This window comes from Psychrobacter sp. 219-2-C (assembly GCF_049560815.1).
In the GTDB taxonomy this organism is placed as follows: domain Bacteria; phylum Pseudomonadota; class Gammaproteobacteria; order Pseudomonadales; family Moraxellaceae; genus Psychrobacter; species Psychrobacter faecalis.
The window spans coordinates 412,238-432,797 of record NZ_CP186933.1 but is presented as its reverse complement, the minus strand read 5'-3'; the positions used below and the strand labels follow the sequence as shown (position 1 = coordinate 432,797).

Sequence of the window (20,560 nt, the reverse complement as noted above, 5' to 3'; positions counted from 1 at the left end):
TTAATATTTGGGACAGCCATAGGATTAGTAGCCCGATTATTTTGGTCGTGGTATTTTCTTTAGTTGATACTGTTTCCTTCAACGATAGGCGTAATGCTATAGTCATCGTTTAGCATGATACGTTCGCCTCTGTTTAGGCTTTCTTCTACATCAGCAGGCAGTCTGATTTCTATGTACTCTTCATTGAGATCTGACACGTCTGGCTGATAGCCCAAGCTCTGGCTGGCTCTTTTTTTATCCTGTTTGTTTATCCACTCTTTGACAGGATCTGTCGGTCTAAATAACGTCACTGGCTGACGGTTATGTCCAAACTGCTGCCACGGCATCGTACCGAAATCTACTTGCAGACGATGAAATGCACCCAATATGTCTGCGCGCGTTTGTACCAGTTGCACTTTATAATCATTGTTTTCGCGAACGGCGTTCAACACTTCAAGCCATGATTTACGCCCAGCAATGAACTGTCTACGATAAGAGTTGACGACAATCTGCGCGCCTGCCACAGCAGCAATGAGCGAGTTTTCTCTGTCTTTTGCACTTACAAACTGCTGATACTGAACCTGAATATTCTCAATCACCTGACGGCGTGACGCTTCTTGCGTTTGCACCAAGCTGTTGACTTGTGCCTGAGAGGCTCGTGCCAACGCAAGATTAGAAAACCCAGCGCCGGGCGCGTAACTCAACCCGAGTGAAAACTTGCCGTCATTTTCATTATCGTCATGATAATAGGCGTGTTCGTATTGAGCATAAACGGTAGGATAACGAGCGGCTTGCTGTGACTCGACGCCTTGTTTGGCAGATTCAATTTGAAAATGTTCTTTGACGATGACAGGGTTATAAAAACTGGCTTTTTCGAATGCCATTCTTTCGAAGTTGGCAGATTGTTGTTTGGCTTGATTGACCAACACTTTGATATCAGGAAGACTCATGGCGCTCATTTGCGATACAGGCTGGCCGATGATCTGCTCAAGTCTCGCCGCTGCGATACGTTGCTGCTCGCCAGCTGCTTGATAAGCCGTTTGTTCTTGCAAGATACGATTGGTCACAAGATCCAGCTCAATACGAGCAGAGACCCCTTGCCCCACGCGGCGCTGCATCATGGCCTCAAACTCGCTGAGCTCTTTTAGGGCTTCAGAATGAACATTTTGTTTTGCAATGGCTTGGATATAGCTTTGCCACGCGTCAATCGTTGTTTTGGCGACGAGGTTTTGTTGTTCGTAGATATATTCTGTAGCTGCTTTATCATCGAAGATGGCTTGATTGACATCGGCTGTCAGCTTGCCACCCGTCCATAAAGGCTGGCGGATAGACACTTGTGAGATAAAATCATTGTCTCTATCGTAGCCTGAGCTCACACTGGGTGTCGGTAAAAGGTTTAACTTTGCCGCATTGATGCCTTCTGTAGTGGCTTGCTGATTGGCTCTTGCCGAGCCCACCAAAGGATGAGTCTGGATGGCTTGCGTAATCAAACTGTCTACGCGCAAATCCTGTACTGCGGCTTGCGCTGTCATAGTAAAACACGTACCAATCACTAAAAGCGTCACATAATGGCAACGTAACAGCCGATCGCATAACTGGTTTTTGTTTGACGATTTTTTCATATTAAGTTTCAGTAGCTAGCCCTATAAAAATACGCTTGATTAAGTGTTTAGCTTTTGTGTGTTAAACCTTACTAAAACTTAGAGTATAAAACAATCATATACTGGCTAAAGAAATGTTTAAAGTAATAAATCAACCGAGATTGGGCTTAATATCAGATAGGTATAGAGATATACGAAGGGTAGAAAAATTAATATGAAGTAAGCCGATGAATCTATAGAAGTTTAAGCAGCATTTTTTATTTTTAGTCATAGGGTTGCAGATTCAACTATCAATATTCTATTTTTGTAGAAAATCAAATTCATCAGTAATCGTAAGTATTTTAGGATGGTAATTATGAAATGAGACTTATATGCCATTTATTGAATAAATGCATGCCGAATATTGGGGGGGGGGGAACAATAAGAGCTCATAAAATGAAACACCGCTTTTTAATGAGAAAAAATTAAAGCGGTGTTGGTCGTAAAACTTAAACATCAATAATTGGAGTAATCAAACCTCAACATATAGGAGATCTGATAAATTGGTAAACCTCTATAAGAATCACTCAAAATTTATGTTCGTATAATAGGTTAAACACACATCTCTATTATTCTTTCAGACAATGCATAGCAAGTCTCTCGATTTTCAGCCTCCAAAACAATACTAATGTAATGAACGTCCTTATCCACCCAGCAATTGATTAAATTAGAGCCGATACCAACTAGATTGCCCGTTTTTAATCCTTTAATATTTGTATAAGAACGTATTAATTTATTGGTATTAAAAACTTTTTTATTATTGTATTTAAAAATTTTAAGAGAACAATAGGAAGCAATTGCTGCGTATTGACTGATAAACACTTTGGCAAGCGTACTCATGTCTTGGGCTGTGGTATAAGCCTGTCTCTCAAGTCCTGTACAACTTGTCCAATGGCTGTACGTTAAGCCAAGCAAGTGCGATTTACGAGCCATATTCGGTACAAAATCGGATTCGCTACCAGAATGCCAGCAAGCCAAAGCAAAGGCGGCCTCGTTAGAGCTGGCGATTAGAGCAGATTTAATGAGTATGATTAATGGGATTTTCTCTCCTTTTTTATAAAACTGATAGTATTCACTACTGCCTTTTAATAAATCCACAGGCATCTCAATGAGCGTTTGTGCTGGGTCAATATTGTCCTGTTTTACTTTGTCCCATATCAGCATGATGGTCATTAGCTTCGCTAGTGACGCCATCATTTTTGGTACGACTGGCTGAACAGACATTATTACCTTATGTTCGCTGATCTTATTTTCCTCTAGCTTAAAACGTTCTACCAATATGGCGGCATCCGTTTTGACAGCTGTTAACAGCCTATTTTTTAGATCAGCAAAGTTTGTTTCTTGATTTTGCACGACCTCGTTTTGCTCACTTAGCTCGTTTTGCTCCCTTAGAAAGAGTTTATTAAGACCGATACCGTTAGACGCTTTGATAAAAACATGGTCGTTGTCTTTAATAAAACTAGGCATTTGAGTCGCTAGAGTTTGCGTATCTTCGGCATAATAAGCATGTATATTTGATAATTTAAGCTGGTCTACCAATACTTTCATGTGCTTACCCACCAAGATTAAAACTCTAAAATCCATTGATTCGATAATGGGCGCCATTCCTAAATGATATTTGCTACTGTCATTACCAAGCTCCAACATATCGCCCAAAATCAATACTTTTTGATGCGCGGGTACAGCTAACTGCTGAAAGGTTTCGAGCGCCGATTGCATGGAGAGTGGGTTGGCGTTATATGCGTCGTCATAAAGTGTGATTGCTCGGCCCTGATAAGTGGTATCAAGCACCTGCCCACGTCCAGCAACAGCTGTAAAAGACTCCAATCTAGTGATAGCGTTATCAATTGATAAATGATAATGCTGAGCCACTGCTAAAATAGCCATCGCATTCAGAACCATATGCTGACCACGGGCTGACAAATTCAGCGTATAAGTCTTATGGTCTATTACTATCTGTGCTTGTGCGTCTTCTTTGCTATAGTTTACTAGTCTAATGACAGCGTCATCATGCTTGCCATAGCTAATGACACGAATACCCCAAATGCGTGCGAGACGTTCAATCAGCTCATACTGCTCAATATCTCGGCACACGACGGCTAAAGAACCAGGTGCCATGCCTTCAAAAATACGTGATTTTTTGAGCGCGATATTATCGACATCATAATGATACTCAAGATGCGCAGGGGCAATATTGGTAATCAAAGCCACATCAGGACGCACCAAATCAGTATTGGCAGACATAGACCCAATCGCCATCTCTAACACCCAATAGTCGTTAGATGGCGGCATACATGCCAAGTTCCATGCGATACCGACAGGCAGATTTGCACTAGACTGCGTGTAATTGGCTTTGCCAAAACCATTTAGGGTATGCGCCAACATATGAACGGTCGTGGTTTTCCCTGCACTACCCGTAATGCCGATGACTTGACCATCAAACGCCTGCCGAGCATAACGACCAATATTCATCGTCGCTTGGCGCACATTGCGTACGTACAATACAGGAACGCCCATGTCTTTATAGGCTTCCATATCATCCGTGACGATCGCCACAGCGCCTTTTTTTACTAAAGACGCTATCGTTTTCTTCGAGAGATAACCCACATCCATTGTCTTGCTTCGAGCCACTATTATGTGGCCTGATTCAAAACTGGGTGGCCAAATGCAAAGACCTGTCGCTGACCAATCTTCTGCCGGTACGACCAGCCACCTACCTTTGGTTGCCGCTACAAGCGCACGAGGTGTTAATACAGATTGCTTTGGACATATGCAGTTTGCTTGTGGCGGTTGCGTGGTTATTTCATCATTTTTGCGGATGATGGTTTTGGTCTTTTGATACTGTTTGGTCGCTAGTGTCGGATATTGAGCAGTTTTTAAAAGATTTTGATACGCAATCGATCCTGATAAATAGTGCTCCACATCATCAATGCGCACTCTGAACGAATGATGACGAATAAAAAACCCATGCAAAATAGTCTGCGGCGCTTTATAAAACATCGCCATCTCGGGAAAGAAAAAACCATTCATTAAATGATTGGCACGCGCATGTAAGGCCTGATAAAAATGCTGAGTATCAAAACCTATTAATACGTCATGAAACTCTGGATGCTCATCAAGTTTCAATAGCATTTTGTGAAATGCCATCGACAGCTCAAGCAGGGTCGGAAACGTGGTGATACGATTTTTGATAAAATCGGTATAGCCTGCGATGTTATTGACCGCAAACTGAAAATATTTTTTTTCAGGTTTATAAATCACCAGCTCATTTGAGCAGTAAGAGAGCCAATGGTCATGAGCGCGGTGGTGCTTGGCTTCGATAAAATAATCAAAAGCTCGAGTCACACAATTCAGCCAGCGCTCATCTTTGGTCAAGCCATATAAACGCATCAGTGCAAATGCGGCCTCTCCATCATAATAAATGATGCGATGTTTTTCTTTTAAGGTTAAGTCTTTATGCAATACATGGACAAAGCTACCATCTTCTTGCTGCATATCAGTGATGCCCAGCGCTAACTTATTGGTCAAATCAAGATACTCATTTGCCAATGGTGTGTCTGCAAATACCTGTAAATACTTAACCAATGCCAATATTGCGACTGCGTTGGCGCCCAGTTTGATCTCGCCACCCGTATCTATTACATACGCTTTGTCATCATAGGTGTGAATCAATTGATGAATCAGATAACGCATTGCGCCATCAATATTGTTCTGCATATCAGTCAAACTTAACTTGGCAGGCGCGGCTATATTTACGCTATCTAAACGGTTAGAACTATTAAGATGACTAAAGCCACGGCAGGCTTCATAACCTTCAATCAGGGCATAAGTGCTACTGGCATGACGCAAGCTATTGTAAGTATTTATCTTACGATCAAAGCAAGGGAAATACCCATAGACGTATTGACCCGAAGGCTGGACTTGTCTGGCTAAGTACTGCGTGGACTGCTCGATGATAGGTTGAGTCGTGGCAGCTGAGAGTGGCAACAGCTTGCGGTGACCTTTGAAGCGCGGCTGTGTATCGAGATTATGGCAATCACCCGTATCGCCATCGAGAAACACACCCGCTGTGTTAAAGCTGATTACTGGTAAATCATCACGAAAATTGGGTATTTGGCTGCTACCATGGCGCGCTTTAAAGTAGACATCGAGGTTGGTGGTATTTACCTGTGCATGAGCCACGGTATTTCCTGCATAGAGGCAGGCATTGGCATTTAGTTCCACTTCTGTCAACAATAACCACGGCGCGCGTATGCCTTCAAATGCAATACCTGAACGATAATAGTTTCTTTTAAAGCGTTTTAAATCTTGCTGTAAATCTGCCCACGTTGTAAGTGTTGCCTGATGCAGCCACTCAAGTCGCAGCCACACAATCGGTGCGTCGAACTTTGATGAGAGTTTGTCTATTTTTGTGTGAATGACAGGTAGTATTTTTTCAAAATCTGCAAAGCGATTGGCGCTGTCGGTTTTATCTGCTTTTATCAAGTCATCAATGATGAAGGTAACTGTTTTGGCTTTTTTATGACCATCAGACACAGATAGAACAAAAGTATAAGGTAAAGTGTCTGTCCTACTGCCCTTTATATTATTTTTATTGTCTATATGAGCAATATGGGTTTGTATCCAATTGTCATAAATAGCTGGAAGATTTTGTTTTAAATGACTCATCAAACGGTTTATTTTTATAGGCTCATCCATGTTTTTATCATCCTTTTTATTTTTCAGTTCCATCGTATTTTTAATAATGTTTATTATAAAATCAGGTTAAATAGTCAAATTTTCGGACAAACACACATACAAAAAAAGCTGACAAATTTCCATTATAAAACTTGAGCTTATCATATCTGATTGCGTTCGCTCCACATTTTATATGCTTAAGTTACCCTTATTGTCTATGTCTTATTCAAAAAAAACGCCTCCAATTTGGAAGCGCTTTTCTAAGTTCAGTCAAGGATAAAGTAACTATCAGATAATGTGTGACGCATTTGCGATATTGGCCAAATTGTCCCAATCATTACTGGCAATCAGATTAGAACTATCTACTGTCATGTCAATCATTTGAGTATCAGTACTCACTTCATTATCTGATGACTTATTGCTTGTACCGTCGACGGTCACCGCTGTTTCAACCGTTTCTTGTCCAGTAAACGCTAGTGTCGTATTGCCGTCGTCATTCGTTGCAATATCGATATACAGTCCTTCGTCCACCTGTAAGACATCACTGAGCATAAAGTCACTGTTAATACTGGCAGTGGTATCACCCAATGCATCAATGGCTGCAAAACTGGAAAAGTCTAAATCAAGCGTTTCTGTTCCACTATACTCTACTCCTAAAGCCGTTAGATCATCAGAAAGTGCCATGCTATCATCTGATATTATACGAGCTGCTGCTAGATTTGAATTGGCAACAGTAGCCTGCCCGTCACCATTGATAGTTACGATCAACGTAGCTGTATCGATATTACCATTACCATTATCAATCGTATATTCAAAGCTGTCTGATTTACCAATCACATTAAGATTTGATTTCGGCGTATAGGTATATTGACCGTTAGTGTCTATAGCCAAACTACCGTATTCACCTGTAATAGTGGTTAATTCACTTATCGTATTGCCATTAACTTTGGTCACTACTGTCGACAGCCCAGTATCGATATCATTAGTAAGAACATTACCAGTAGATGGTACTAAATCAATATCAAAATCAGTCAGCGTAGTAGAATCCGTTTTAACAGTGACTGACGTCCCTGCGCCGAGATTTAATATTCCGCTTCCGTTAGCGACCACGATATAGTACTTCGCACCGCCAGAGAAAGTATCAAGCTCTAAAGGTAAGCCTGTCCAAGTGCCGCCTATAACACCAGCTATACCTGCTTTGTAATCAAGCCAGTTTGGTACTGCTTGAACCAACTCAGCTTGATTACTCCCTACCGCTTGGCGATAGACAAGAACATCAAAGTCTTCATCTGCACCAAGAGCCAACCCTAATGCCTGATTTCCAGTGCCAGATATCGTAAGATCCTGTGTGGTGTTAGTTGCAACATCTACTGTAAAGGCAGTGCTTGAGCTAAGCAAACTTACATTAACTACATCACCAACTGCGCCAAGGCTGACTAAGCTGCTAACGGTTCCAGACTGTCCACCTGTAGAGTTTGTTGCGACTGGTGTTAGGTCTAATCCAGCAGATGCCTGATCATCTAAAGCATCTGGCATCGTCGTGTCCACTTTTACAGTGACTACCGGAGCATTACCACTGACATTATCTACCGCGTCTTTTATATTGTAGCTTAGCGCATGATCCCCATCCTCTAATGCCGTTTGTGGCGTTAACGTATAACTGCCATTTGAGTTTTTCACGACGATTGCATCAACCACGATACCATCCACTACCAACTGCGGTGTTTGTCCGTCAGAAATAATATTAGGCGCAATTTCAATACTTGGCGTATTGTCATTGGTAGTGCCGCTGTCTGCAATGATCTCTGCATCGATAAATACACCACCGCTACCCACATTATCAGTGATAATTGGAGTAGGTGCTGTAAAGCCGATATTAATAGTCAGATTTGCAGTGTCAATAGTTGCACCATTAGAGATGGTATATTCAAATACTTCTGTTGCACCTGGTGGGAGGTAGTTACCATTTGCGGTATAACTATAATCACCATTTTCATCAATAACTAGAGCACCATATTCACCTTGAATGGTAAATACCTTGATACCATTCACGATATCAAATGTAGGCTCTGATTGAGTGTTGTTACTGTCTATATCAATTAGTACCGTGTTAGCAGTAACCGTATCTTCTCCAGGCTCACCTGGAATCAATACATCAGGATCAATGACATTTCCTTCAATGGCAGTATTGTTAGCATAATCGAACTCAGTCACTGTCGCTGTAATATCTGTGGTTTCGAGTAGCGTTAAAGTATTGCTAAGTAGCGCTTCAGCAACAGCATCGAGTGCTGGATCGATCACACCATCAAGTAATGTATTTAATACTGTACTTCCTTGAAGTAGACTTACGATTTCACCAGCACCTAACTCTCCTGTTAAACTTAGTGCAGTGCCAAGAACACTATTAACAGTACCGCCTATAAGTGAGCCTAGTGAATCTTCAATAGCAGCAAAAACAGCCTCTTGGTTATCAGCGCCTAATACTATTCCAGAATCGCCTAAATCAGCCAACTCTACGTCTTCCACTACAGTAGCTAGAGCACTATCACTTTTTCGGACGACAACAGTATAACTCCCTGGCTCTAAATCAGACACTGTGGCCGTTAATGTATCATTACCAGTTAAACCAAGTAGCTCTAAACCTATTACATCACCGACAAGTGGGTCACCACCAGTAGTACCAACATAAACAAGATCACCACTACTATTATAAACCTCTATGTTGACTGCATCAGCTACTGCTACTAATGCAGTCTGCTGGACAGATATATTTACCGAACCACTTGTGCCTTCACTCACAGTGAAGCCAAGGTTACTTTCTGCATTTCCAATACCTTCACCGATGCCAATGATGTCTAAGTCAGAGCCATTAACTGAAGGATAGTTGGTTACTTGTAGCTCGCCTAAATCTATATTATCTGTGTCATCTCGAGCAATGATAGTTCCAACCGCATCTTTCACATCCGTGTCGGTGGCAGTTAGTGGGTTGCCATTGTTGTCAGTGGCGGTGACCGTCGTGGTGATCGTGCCATCCAACAAGCCTGAGGTGTCAATGGCCGCCGTGGTGTAACTGCCATCAGCGCCTACGATGGCCGTGCCTGTCGCTGTGTTATTTGCGCTATCGGTTAAGGTCACGCTCACGGTGCTACCAGCAACCACATCGGTACTGGTTCCGCTCACGTCTGCAGTTGCATCGGTGATTTCAGTGGCAACCGTCAAGGCACCCTCAACCGCATCTTTCACATCGCTGTCCGTGACGGTTAATGGATTGCCATTGTTGTCAGTGGCCGCAACACTCGTGGTGACCGTGCCATCACGTAAATCTGAGAGGTCAACATCCGCGACGCTATAAGTGCCATCCGCACCCACAGTTGCCGTGGTGGTCACCGTGGCACCATCTGCATCAGTGAAGGTGATGCTCACGATCGTACCAGTCGCCACATCGGTACTGGTTCCGCTCACGTCTGCAGTTGCATCGGTGATTTCAGTGGCAACCATCAAGGCACCCTCAACCGCATCTTTCACATCGCTGTCCGTGACGGTTAATGGATTGCCATTGTTGTCAGTGGCCGCAACACTCGTGGTGACCGTGCCATCACGTAAATCTGAGAGGTCAACATCCGCGACGCTATAAGTGCCATCCGCACCCACAGTTGCCGTGGTGGTCACCGTGGCACCATCTGCATCAGTGAAGGTGATGCTCACGATCGTACCAGTCGCCACATCGGTACTGGTTCCGCTCACGTCTGCAGTTGCATCGGTGATTTCAGTGGCAACCGTCAAGGCACCCTCAACCGCATCTTTCACATCGCTGTCCGTGACGGTTAATGGATTGCCATTGTTGTCAGTGGCCGCAACACTCGTGGTGACCGTGCCATCACGTAAATCTGAGAGGTCAACATCCGCGACGCTATAAGTGCCATCCGCACCCACAGTTGCCGTGGTGGTCACCGTGGCACCATCTGCATCAGTGAAGGTGATGCTCACGATCGTACCAGTCGCCACATCGGTACTGGTTCCGCTCACGTCTGCAGTTGCATCGGTGATTTCAGTGGCAACCGTCAAGGCACCCTCAACCGCATCTTTCACATCGCTGTCCGTGACGGTTAATGGATTGCCATTGTTGTCAGTGGCCGCAACACTCGTGGTGACCGTGCCATCACGTAAATCTGAGAGGTCAACATCCGCGACGCTATAAGTGCCATCCGCACCCACAGTTGCCGTGGTGGTCACCGTGGCACCATCTGCATCAGTGAAGGTGATGCTCACGATCGTACCAGTCGCCACATCGGTACTGGTTCCGCTCACGTCTGCAGTTGCATCGGTGATTTCAGTGGCAACCGTCAAGGCACCCTCAACCGCATCTTTCACATCGCTGTCCGTGACGGTTAATGGATTGCCATTGTTGTCAGTGGCCGCAACACTCGTGGTGACCGTGCCATCCAACAAGCCTGAGGTGTCAATGGCCACCGTGGTGTAACTGCCATCAGCGCCTACGATGGCCGTGCCTGTCGCTGTGTTATTTGCGCTATCGGTTAAGGTCACGCTCACGGTGCTACCAGCAACCACATCGCTGCTGGTACCGCTCACAATGACCGTGTCAGTGGCGTCATCAATGACGGCATCGGCGCTCAAGGCGCCATCAACCGCATCTTTCACATCCGTGTCGGTGGCAGTTAGTGGGTTGCCATTGTTGTCAGTGGCGGTGACCGTCGTGGTGATCGTGCCATCCAACAAGCCTGAGGTGTCAATGGCCACCGTGGTGTAACTGCCATCAGCGCCTACGATGGCCGTGCCTGTCGCTGTGTTATTTGCGCTATCGGTTAAGGTCACGCTCACGGTGCTACCAGCAACCACATCGCTGCTGGTACCGCTCACAATGGCCGTGTCAGTGGCGTCATCAATGACGGCATCGGCGCTCAAGGCGCCATCAGCATCAGCATCGGCATCGGCATCGGCATCGGCATCGGCATCGGCATCAGCGTCGGCATCGGCATCGGCATCAGCATCGGCATCAGCATCGGCGTCAGCATCAGCGTCAGCGTCAGCGTCAGCGTCAGCGTCAGCGTCAGCATCGGCATCGGCATCGGCATCGGCATCAGCATCGGCGTCTGCGTCTGCATCAGCGTCTGCATCAGCGTCTGCATCAGCGTCTGCATCGGCATCGGCATCGGCATCGGCATCAGCGTCTGCATCAGCGTCTGCATCAGCGTCTGCATCGGCATCGGCATCGGCATCAGCGTCGGCGTCGGCGTCGGCGTCGGCGTCAGCATCGGCATCGGCATCGGCATCGGCATCGGCATCAGCATCGGCATCAGCATCGGCGTCAGCATCAGCGTCAGCATCGGCATCGGCATCGGCATCAGCATCGGCGTCTGCGTCTGCGTCTGCATCAGCGTCTGCATCAGCGTCTGCATCAGCGTCTGCATCGGCATCGGCATCGGCATCGGCATCAGCGTCTGCATCAGCGTCTGCATCAGCGTCTGCATCGGCATCGGCATCAGCATCTGCGTCGGCATCAGCATCAGCATCGGCGTCAGCATCGGCGTCAGCATCGGCGTCAGCATCGGCGTCAGCATCGGCGTCAGCATCGGCGTCAGCATCGGCGTCAGCATCGGCGTCAGCATCGGCGTCAGCATCGGCATCGGCATCGGCGTCGGCGTCGGCGTCGGCATCAGCATCGGCGTCAGCATCGGCGTCAGCATCGGCGTCGGCGTCAGCATCGGCGTCGGCGTCTGCGTCAGCGTCAGCATCGGCGTCAGCATCAGCGTCGGCGTCAGCATCGGCATCGGCATCGGCATCAGCATCAGCATCAGCATCAGCATCTGCATCGGCGTCGGCATCGCTGTCATCGTTATCATTATCGTCATTAGAGAAAGCAGCGGCAGCAAGACCAATTCCAGCAAGACCTGCTAACCAAGGCAGAGCATTAAAAGCGCCAGATTCTGTAGCACCTATCCACCAAGGCGAAACCTGTGGATCTCCGCCTAATGACTGGCCTTGTATCTCACCTGCTTCTAACTCAGTGACATAATCAGTAACTTCACCAGTATCAGGAACATAATAGTAATAACTACCATCTTCTGCGACACCGATAAGCGCACTCTCAGTAGCGTCGTAGAAACCCTCAATAATTAGATCAGGGTCGACACTATTGTTTTCAAAAGAAATCTGAAGGTCTTGACCGACACGTTTAGTAATAATGTTGTTGGGGGCGTAACCCGTTGACTCATCAAGAAACTCATAGTTAATTTTATCGGTAGCTTGGAGCACCGTAGGAGTACCGTCTTGTGTCACAACTGTATGTTCAGCAACGGTTTCGGCTTGGCCGTTTACCTTGATATTTATAGTGCTCATAAAATCATCCTTAATTAATTAATTCTAAATAAAATAAGTATCGACTTAGAATAAAGATTTGATTCAGTTAACTTTTTCACTAACAGTGGTGACAACTCGGCGGTTGTTTTGGCGTCCTTCTTCAGTATCATTGGTATCAATTGGCATCGCCTCTCCGTACCCTACGGCGCGTAAACGTGAAGGCTGCATACCATATTTATCTACTAAAATATTTTTTACTGTATTTGCGCGCTTTTGAGAAAGCTGCAAGTTATAGCTTTCAGAACCTCGACTGTCTGTATGACCTTCCACAGTGATATTGGTTCTTGGATAAGACTGAATAAAACTGGCCATGCCATCTAGCACAGCGTTATTGTTGTTTTTCAAGTTCGCGCTATCAAAATCAAATAACACACTGAACTGTTTAAGATCACTTATATCTACTGGAGTATTTGCTATAGGTTTCTTGACTGGTTCTTTTGGTAGATTTTGATTTGGCAATGGCTGACTGAGTAGCGTTTGACTTGTCATGCTACAGTCTGATGGCATACGACTGATTTGATGCGTCTGGCGATTGGCTTGGCTCAATGATGACAAGGCTTCGTTGGCTGATATTTGCTGAAGAACAGGTTTGCCCGTTGCTGTTAAGCTAACTCTTATATAAGTTGTTTTTTGAGGAAGGAATTGAAAACTTTCTGAATAAGAAACGATATCGCCATTTTCTTTTAAGACTGACGCATTGATGATTTGTGCGTTATCACAAATGATTTTTTCCGAGTAATGACCATTGTCTAGACTGGTTTGAAAAATATTATCCAGTCCAATACCTATATTGATATTATTTTTTTTCTCATTGTGAGCGTCTCGAAAAAAAACAATTCTACGCTCATTTACTTTTAGATCACTATCATTAGGCAAACGAAATAATTCACCACTTTTTTCCCAACCAACTTGATTAACTCGCTGGGTATCACTAGAGGAAAATTTTATTTTATCATTTGGTACAGTTTGACAGCCTACCAAACCTACCAATGTAAACAATGTCGTCGATAATAGTAAACCTTTACTGTCCATAGCTTTTCATCCTAATAAAATCTAGTTTATGGGCATCTATTTTTCTCTTATACAATTCATTCTTATTAAAAAATCATCATCTTTAAACGATATTTATTACAGTTATTATGAAATTTTTTTGACCCATGCTGTCAAATCCGTAGAACCAAACTTGGGAGATTTTAATTACGCAGCCTGACGATAGTAGTCAAACCACACCTGTCTTGGCGCTCGATAGCCCAAGCCCTTTTGAATCCTAGTCTGATTATAATACAGCTCAATATACCCAATGATATCGCTAGTGGCTGCAAACCTCGTTTTATAATCTTGATGATATACCAACTCATTCTTCAAGACGCCCCAGAAGCTTTCTATAGGTGCGTTGTCATAGCAATTACCTTTGCCGCTCATTGAGCCTGTAAACTTATGCTGCTTAACGATCTTGTGGTAGGCATGGCTGCAATACTGGCTGCCTCTGTCAGAGTGAACAATTAGCCCTTTGCTTGGACGTTTATTCCTGATGGCCATGTTCAATGCTTTGCATACTAGATCAGCGGTCATACGCTTGTTAATAGCGTAACCGACAAGCTCTTTGGTGTATAAGTCTTTGACCCCTGCTAAGTACAGCCAACCCTCATTCGTCCAGATATAGGTGATGTCGCTGACCCACGACTCGTTAGGGCGCTTAGCATCAAACTTCTGATCCAGTACGTTTGGATAGACCAGCTTGTTGTGATTGGAGTCGGTGGTGACTTTAAAGCGCTTATGACTACGACATTTAATGCCGTGTTGCTCTTTGATGCTTCTTACCATATACAGGCTAATGTTGTGGCCTTGCTCGCTTAGATGAGCATGCAGTCGATCTACGCCATAACGTTCTTTCATTTCATTGTGAGCGGCTTTAACCAGTAACTCGCACTGATTACGATGTACCTGCTGACAGCTGATATGACGACCTAGCCAGTCATAGTAGCTTGAGGGTTTAACGCTTAATACACGGCACATAGTAGTGGTGCTAAATATCTGACGATTGTCTTTGATAAAAGCGTACTTTACGGGCTGTTTTTCGCGAAGTACGCGGTCGCCTTTTTTAGAATCTCGCGCTCCTCTTCAGCCACTTTGAGCTGACGCTTGAGCTGCTTTATTTCTTGAAGAGCACTCATAAGGTCAGGATCATATTGCTCTGTGCCAACAAGCTTGCCTTGATTGGCTTTGTTATGCCAGTTTGATAGCGTTTGCATAGCAATACCTAACTGCTTTGCAGTAGCTGAGATATTGCCATTATTATCTGCTATCTTCTTGACAGCTTCAGCTTTAAATTCGTTACTGTAGGTTCTTAATTTCTTGGTCATGGTAAACTCCTATAATTGTGCTTAGTTTACCAAGTTTAGTTGTACGGTTTCTTCAGCATAGCTCATTTAGCATATTATTTTATAAAATAGAGACGTAGTTAAATTTTATTATATTCACATCAATTAATAATGCAATTTCAGAATGTTTAGAAAAATGCTTAATTCTTATATATGAATTGCGTGAATACTATGTTTATCAACGCCTGAAAACAAAAGAACTTATGTAAGGTAAATTGTAAAGAAACATTAATACTACATTTTCAATACTGAAGTATTAAACTTATAATAAGTAAATAATTACAATTAGCTCGCTTTTATTAGATTAACTTACTTATGTAATATTATTAGTACATTGCGAATAATTCTTTACAACAAAAAGTAGTGGATTCTTTAGATTAGAGATCTTCTCACTGTGATGCATGTTCTTTTGATTTACCTTTCTGACACACATCAAGGTATAAACTTTCAGAGAATCACTGATAAAAGTTCTGAATCCGAATCCTTTTTTGAGTAAATTACTGCACTAATTAGGTGACAATTTATACAAGGTAGAGGAAGAATACTGGTGATTAAACTGGTTATCTTCTTAATGACATCAATAAATACTATTACTGATAATAGAAATTAACTAAGAAATTAGAAAGCTGCCGACGTGAATGGTATTGACATTAATGTACGTCACTATTAACCCCCAGTTCGGGATAAGGGCTCAAAAAAAGGTAAAAAAAGAAGTCCGAAGTTGCTAAAGTAAGTTTACCAAGACCACTTAAGCAAAAAGGACTTCTTACATGGACAACCTAACCGAACTATACTGCCATATTGACGACTTTTATCAGCAATTCAAACCTGAGTTTGACGCTCATTTAATCGCAACGGGCCGTCAACGGCTAAGAGCATGCCAGATAAGTGTAGCAGAGATGATGACCATCTTGGTACTGTTTCATCAACGGCGGTATCGACAGTTTAAGGCGTTTTACTACCATCACATGCTTGGCATGATGAAACGGGAGTTTCCAAATCTGCCGAGCTACTCGCGATTTATAGAGCTTATGCCGCGCAGTATCATACCACTGTGCAGCTACTTGCAAAGCATGATGGGCGACTGTACAGGTATCAGCTATATTGATTCAACCAAGATAGCAGTTTGTCATAACAAACGTATCTACCGTCATAAAGTCTTTAAGGGACTTGCAACCCGAGGCAAAAGCAGCATGGGCTGGTTCTATGGCTTTAAGCTACACGCCATTATCAATCATAAGGGCGAGCTTGTATCTGTTAAAGTCACTGCGGGTAATACGGATGACAGAGTGCCTGTTAAGGATATGGCAACACCTGTGTTTGGCAAGGTGTTTGGGGATAGAGGCTATATCAGTAAAGCACTGAACGAGTGGCTCACAAAACACAGTGATACTACGTTGATAACTAAACTTCGGCGTAATATGAAACCCCAATTACTCAAGCCGATGGATGAGGCACTACTCAATCATCGCTCTTTGGTTGAAACGGTGTTTGGAGAGCTTAAAAACTTGTGCCAAATCGAACACTCACGCCATCGTAGTGTCACGGGGTTTATCACAAACTTGCTGTCAGGGTTGATTGCTTATTGCTGGTTTCCCTATAAGCCCACCATCAAAAACATGCCTCAGCAGGGACAGGTAGCGACATTGTAAATAGTATCAATGAGTTACAATGTGGCTTATCCCGAACTGGGGTTATTTAGATGATGTGCTTTGTGAGTACTGCGGCTATGTTTGTCCCTTACAAATACCAGCAGACATTCCATATATGCGGGCAAAAGACAGTTGGTGCTGTGAGGTATGTGAGCATGCTGTATGGCGGGAACATAATAGTAGATAAGTTATTAGAAATTTTAAAGCCAGACAGCTTAGGCTGTCTGGCTTTTTTGTGGGCGGCACATCTCCTCTTAAATACAGTCCAAATTTAGTGTGCCACTACAATGTATAGCGGTAAGAAAAAACAACACACCTTGAAAGCACAGGTTATCGTTCATTGGCAAACAGGGTTGATACTTGATGTGCAAACCTGCAAAGGGTCAATCCACGATTTTAAGCTCTATAAAGATACTTGTCCTGATTGGCTTCCTGACAATGCTAAATTACTAGCAGATAGTGGCTATCAAGGTATACCAAAGCTACATAAGCAAACCTTCACCCCTTTTAAAAAGCCACGTGGTGGTCAGTTACTGGAGATATGCAAACAGGCCAATCACTATCTGGCAAAGTTCCGTATTGTGGTTGAGCACAAAATAGGCTTAATCAAGTTGTTCAAAATCGTGGCTCATAAATATCGTAACCGTCGTCAGCGCTATGATCTTAGAATGAAGCTGTTTGCTGGTATCATTAATTTCGAGCTAAACCTATGACTTTTGCAAGAGGTCTATTACTTACTGTTTAAATCACCGTCTTAATATTGCAATTGCTACTCGGTTGGCTGCTCTATCCTGACCTGGCCTATAAATTTAAGCGATGTACACTTTTTCTCTATCGAACATAGCACTCTATTGAAGAATCTTGTCCATTTATATGTCTAAATCCAATAATTTAGAACTTAAACTTTTCCCGTGCATATCCTGTGCTAAGGATTTTGTAACACCACCACCTAAGGCTCCATACATAACAAAGTTGAATGCATTAAGGTTTGGCAGTTCATAGCGGACGACCTTTCCTTGCACAATACCCTTGAACCATTCTTTTACTACCCTCTCAGTAACTTTCTCTTTAATCAACTCATAGTCTTCGCTTTTGAATGCTATAAGCGAAATATTTGATATATCACCTTTATCACCGGTTCGAGAATGAGCTATTTCACGCAATTTCATTTATGTCACCTCACAATATGAAATTTTAATATTTGTATCTTCTTCTGGAATCAAAATTGAGCCTATTGAAACGATCTCTTTAATGTTTGAGCGAATCCCACCACCACCTGCGGGACCATTTGTATAAAGTGACTCTACTTCTCGAATAATAGCTTCAGCCATTACATCATTTTCGACTCTTGTAGCAATACGAAGTCTGACCTCATCCGCTTCCTGCGTACTCAGTATTTTATTTCCATATAATGAGTTAAGTCCGATAAAATCATAACGAATTTCATTGGGTTCTATGTTTTGAGCGGCCAGCCTTTTTTGAATAATTTCTTTTGCTAAATTGGCTCTTTGAACTGAGCCTGAACCCCCATAGCTGATTTCTGCCTCAGCAATATAGCCATCTTTATATCCTATACTGGTTTTTAGCAAACCTGTTTTTGGCTTACCAGACCCGCCAAATACCTTAATAACATTACTCTCTACTTCTTCGACTTGAATCTTGGAAAAGTCAGCAATAACATCGGGAGTCAGATAGTTGGCTGGATCATGGATTTCATACAGTAATTGTTCTTTTACAGTTGCTAGAGAAACCAAACCGCCAGCGTCATCCAGTTTAGTAATGTTATAATCACCTTTTTCATCCACTTCCATAATCGGGAACCCTACGTTCCAAAGTTCTGGCACTTCTTTATATCCAGGATCTGCAAAATAGCCACCCGTGATTTGAGCACCGCACTCCATAAGATGGCCACCTATGGTACCTTTCCCTAGCAGTTCAGTATCTTCAAAAGACCAGCCAAACTCATACATCATAGGTCCAAGAAATAGGGACGGATCAGCTGCTCTACCAGTAATCACAATGTCAGCCCCCGATTCAAGCGCTTGAACAATTCCTCTTGCGCCAATATACGCGTTAGCAGATACAATTGACGAGACAAGGTCTTTGATCTGTTTGTTGTTTTCTAGCAGCGTTTCATTCTGATAATAATTAATTCTTGAAAATACATCATCGCCTGTGACTGCTGCTATTTTCAGATTATGTAGCCCTTGCTTTTGTGCAATATTTTTGATCATTTCGGCAGCCGCTTCTGGATTAGCAGCACCCATATTGGTGACTATTTTTACTTTATTTTTTACACAAAGCGGTAAAACCTGCTCCATGCGATATTCAAGCAAGCTATCATAACCTTGTTTTGGGTTCTTCATTTTTCGTTGCTGTGCAATGGCAATCGTACGTTCTGCAAGACATTCAAAAACAATGTAATCGACTTCTCCGTACTGAATGATATCAAGTGCAGGTTGTAGCCTGTCATCTGAATAACCTGCGCCCGACCCTATTTTGATAGATTTCATAGCATACTCCATTTTATTCTATTTATATAATGACACCGGTAATAACGGCCACTACAGTCATAACTATTGTGGTACCAAACGCCCATTTGAATACGAATTTTTGGTGGTCAGCCAGTTCTACCCCTGCCAAACCAATTAATAAAAAGGTTGATGCGGTCAGCGGGCTCAATGGAAATCCCGTTGTCATTTGTCCCAGCATCGATGCTTGACCAATTTGTATTGGATCAAGTCCGTATGCACTGGCTGTTTGCGCGAGAATTGGCATGACACCAAAATAATAAGCATCTGGCGTGAAAATTAAACTTAATGGCATACCTATTACGGCGACAATAACGCCCATAGAGCCACCCACAGCCTCTGGAATGATATTGACCAGTGAAGTGGCCATAGCCGTGATCATACCAGTACCTGAAAGAATACCTGTAAAAATACCTGCTGCAAAAATAATAGAAACAACGGTAATCATGCCTACGGATTGGGTTCTTATTTGATCCATCTGATCATTTGGTTTAGGGTAATTTATGAGGACAGCGACTGCGAACGCCACCATAAAGACGATCGGTAAAGGCAACCAAACTTGAACCAAGGCCACAATGGTTAGAATGGTTAAAACCAAGTTGAACCAAAACAGTTTCGGACGGCGCATACTGCGCTCTTCTTCCGTCATTTCATCATGTAAACTGTGCTCCATCTCTTGAACGCCTAAGCGCTTACGCTCTTTTTTGCCCACCAGATATGCTACAAAAACAATCCAAACGATACCCGCTATAAAGGCCGGAATGATAGGATTAAATAATTGTGCCGTACTGACATCTAGTGCGGCTGCGGCTCTTGCGGTCGGTCCGCCCCAAGGTGTCAAATTCATAGTACCTGCGCCAAGAGCCACCATACCCGCCAGTACAATTCTGCTCATCCCTAACTTATTGTATAGAGGTAGCAGCGCAGGAATGGTAATCAAAAAAGTGGAAGCTCCAGATCCATCTAAGTGAGCAACCATCGCAATAATAACCGTCCCTATGGTAATTTTTACTGGATCTCCTTTAACCAGTTTTAAGATCCTCGAAATCATCGGATCAAATAAACCTGCATTGTTCATCACGCCAAAAAACAAAATAGCAAATCCTAACATGATGCCTGTGGGTGCGACGCTGACAATACCATCCAACATAAAGATTCCCAGCTCACTGCCAAAACCGCCAATTAAGGCAAAAACAATCGGTACTAAAATTAGCGAAACAATTACGGATACTTTCTTAGTCAGTATCAATCCCAAAAATACAGCAATCGTCAAAAACCCCAATAAAGCCAACAAATTTACTCTCCTTTTAAAAGTTAACTTC

The 20,560-nt window shown here is 43.3% G+C and carries 10 protein-coding genes; 2 read left to right on the top strand and 8 right to left on the bottom strand.

All coding sequences use genetic code 11. From position 1 onward, the window contains the following. Window positions 1-59: 59 nt before the first annotated feature. From ACPEGP_RS01765 to ACPEGP_RS01745, 5 genes are all read right to left on the bottom strand, one after another. Window positions 60-1,511 carry a TolC family protein gene (locus ACPEGP_RS01765; protein ID WP_423813755.1) on the bottom strand — a complete coding sequence of 484 codons (1,452 nt, stop codon included), beginning with the start codon at window positions 1,509-1,511 and terminating at the stop codon, window positions 60-62. Between the two features lie 660 nt (window positions 1,512-2,171). Then, window positions 2,172-6,317: a Mur ligase family protein gene (locus ACPEGP_RS01760; protein WP_423813754.1), complete on the bottom strand. Its 4,146-nt coding sequence runs from the start codon at window positions 6,315-6,317 to the stop codon at window positions 2,172-2,174. Window positions 6,318-6,584: 267 nt separating this feature from the next. Continuing rightward, on the bottom strand, window positions 6,585-12,653 hold the full coding sequence (locus tag ACPEGP_RS01755; protein WP_423813753.1) for a beta strand repeat-containing protein: 6,069 nt from the start codon (window positions 12,651-12,653) through the stop codon (window positions 6,585-6,587). Window positions 12,654-12,716: 63 nt separating this feature from the next. Beyond that, entirely contained in the window at window positions 12,717-13,706 is a 990-nt protein-coding gene (locus ACPEGP_RS01750) for an OmpA family protein (RefSeq protein WP_423813751.1), read from the bottom strand. A gap of 165 nt (window positions 13,707-13,871) precedes the next feature. Beyond that, window positions 13,872-15,037 (bottom strand): IS3 family transposase gene (locus ACPEGP_RS01745; RefSeq protein WP_423813750.1). Its coding sequence is split into 2 segments (ribosomal slippage): window positions 13,872-14,779 and window positions 14,779-15,037, totalling 1,167 coding nucleotides; the frame shifts between segments, so codons are not numbered across the junction. Window positions 15,038-15,825: 788 nt separating this feature from the next. On the opposite strand from ACPEGP_RS01745, the gene ACPEGP_RS01740 reads away from it, so the two are divergent. Then, window positions 15,826-16,707, top strand: a complete 882-nt coding sequence (locus tag ACPEGP_RS01740; RefSeq protein WP_423813749.1) for an IS982 family transposase — start codon at window positions 15,826-15,828, stop codon at window positions 16,705-16,707. A gap of 287 nt (window positions 16,708-16,994) precedes the next feature. Beyond that, complete coding sequence (locus ACPEGP_RS01735; protein ID WP_423813748.1) at window positions 16,995-17,420, top strand: transposase family protein; 426 nt, start codon at window positions 16,995-16,997, stop codon at window positions 17,418-17,420. Window positions 17,421-17,576: 156 nt separating this feature from the next. On the opposite strand, the gene ACPEGP_RS01730 is transcribed toward ACPEGP_RS01735, so the two are convergent. From ACPEGP_RS01730 to ACPEGP_RS01720, 3 genes are read right to left on the bottom strand one after another with little or no spacing between them, the layout of a single operon-like run. Continuing rightward, window positions 17,577-17,876 (bottom strand): AtuA-related protein, encoded by a 300-nt coding sequence (locus tag ACPEGP_RS01730; RefSeq protein ID WP_238060452.1) that lies wholly within the window; start codon window positions 17,874-17,876, stop codon window positions 17,577-17,579. Beyond that, window positions 17,877-19,220: an acyclic terpene utilization AtuA family protein gene (locus ACPEGP_RS01725; RefSeq protein ID WP_198328004.1), complete on the bottom strand. Its 1,344-nt coding sequence runs from the start codon at window positions 19,218-19,220 to the stop codon at window positions 17,877-17,879. Between the two features lie 22 nt (window positions 19,221-19,242). Further along, a complete protein-coding gene (locus ACPEGP_RS01720) occupies window positions 19,243-20,532 on the bottom strand; it encodes a CitMHS family transporter (RefSeq protein WP_423813747.1) in 1,290 nt (429 codons plus the stop codon). Window positions 20,533-20,560: the final 28 nt, after the last annotated feature.

Coding starts and splice junctions, on each gene's coding strand:
- ACPEGP_RS01765 (WP_423813755.1), bottom strand. CDS start 1,511: ATGACAGCGCAAGCCGCAGTACAGGATTTGCGCGTAGACAGTTTGATT.
- ACPEGP_RS01760 (WP_423813754.1), bottom strand. CDS start 6,317: ATGGATGAGCCTATAAAAATAAACCGTTTGATGAGTCATTTAAAACAA.
- ACPEGP_RS01755 (WP_423813753.1), bottom strand. CDS start 12,653: ATGAGCACTATAAATATCAAGGTAAACGGCCAAGCCGAAACCGTTGCT.
- ACPEGP_RS01750 (WP_423813751.1), bottom strand. CDS start 13,706: ATGGACAGTAAAGGTTTACTATTATCGACGACATTGTTTACATTGGTA.
- ACPEGP_RS01740 (WP_423813749.1), top strand. CDS start 15,826: ATGGACAACCTAACCGAACTATACTGCCATATTGACGACTTTTATCAG.
- ACPEGP_RS01735 (WP_423813748.1), top strand. CDS start 16,995: ATGTATAGCGGTAAGAAAAAACAACACACCTTGAAAGCACAGGTTATC.
- ACPEGP_RS01730 (WP_238060452.1), bottom strand. CDS start 17,876: ATGAAATTGCGTGAAATAGCTCATTCTCGAACCGGTGATAAAGGTGAT.
- ACPEGP_RS01725 (WP_198328004.1), bottom strand. CDS start 19,220: ATGAAATCTATCAAAATAGGGTCGGGCGCAGGTTATTCAGATGACAGG.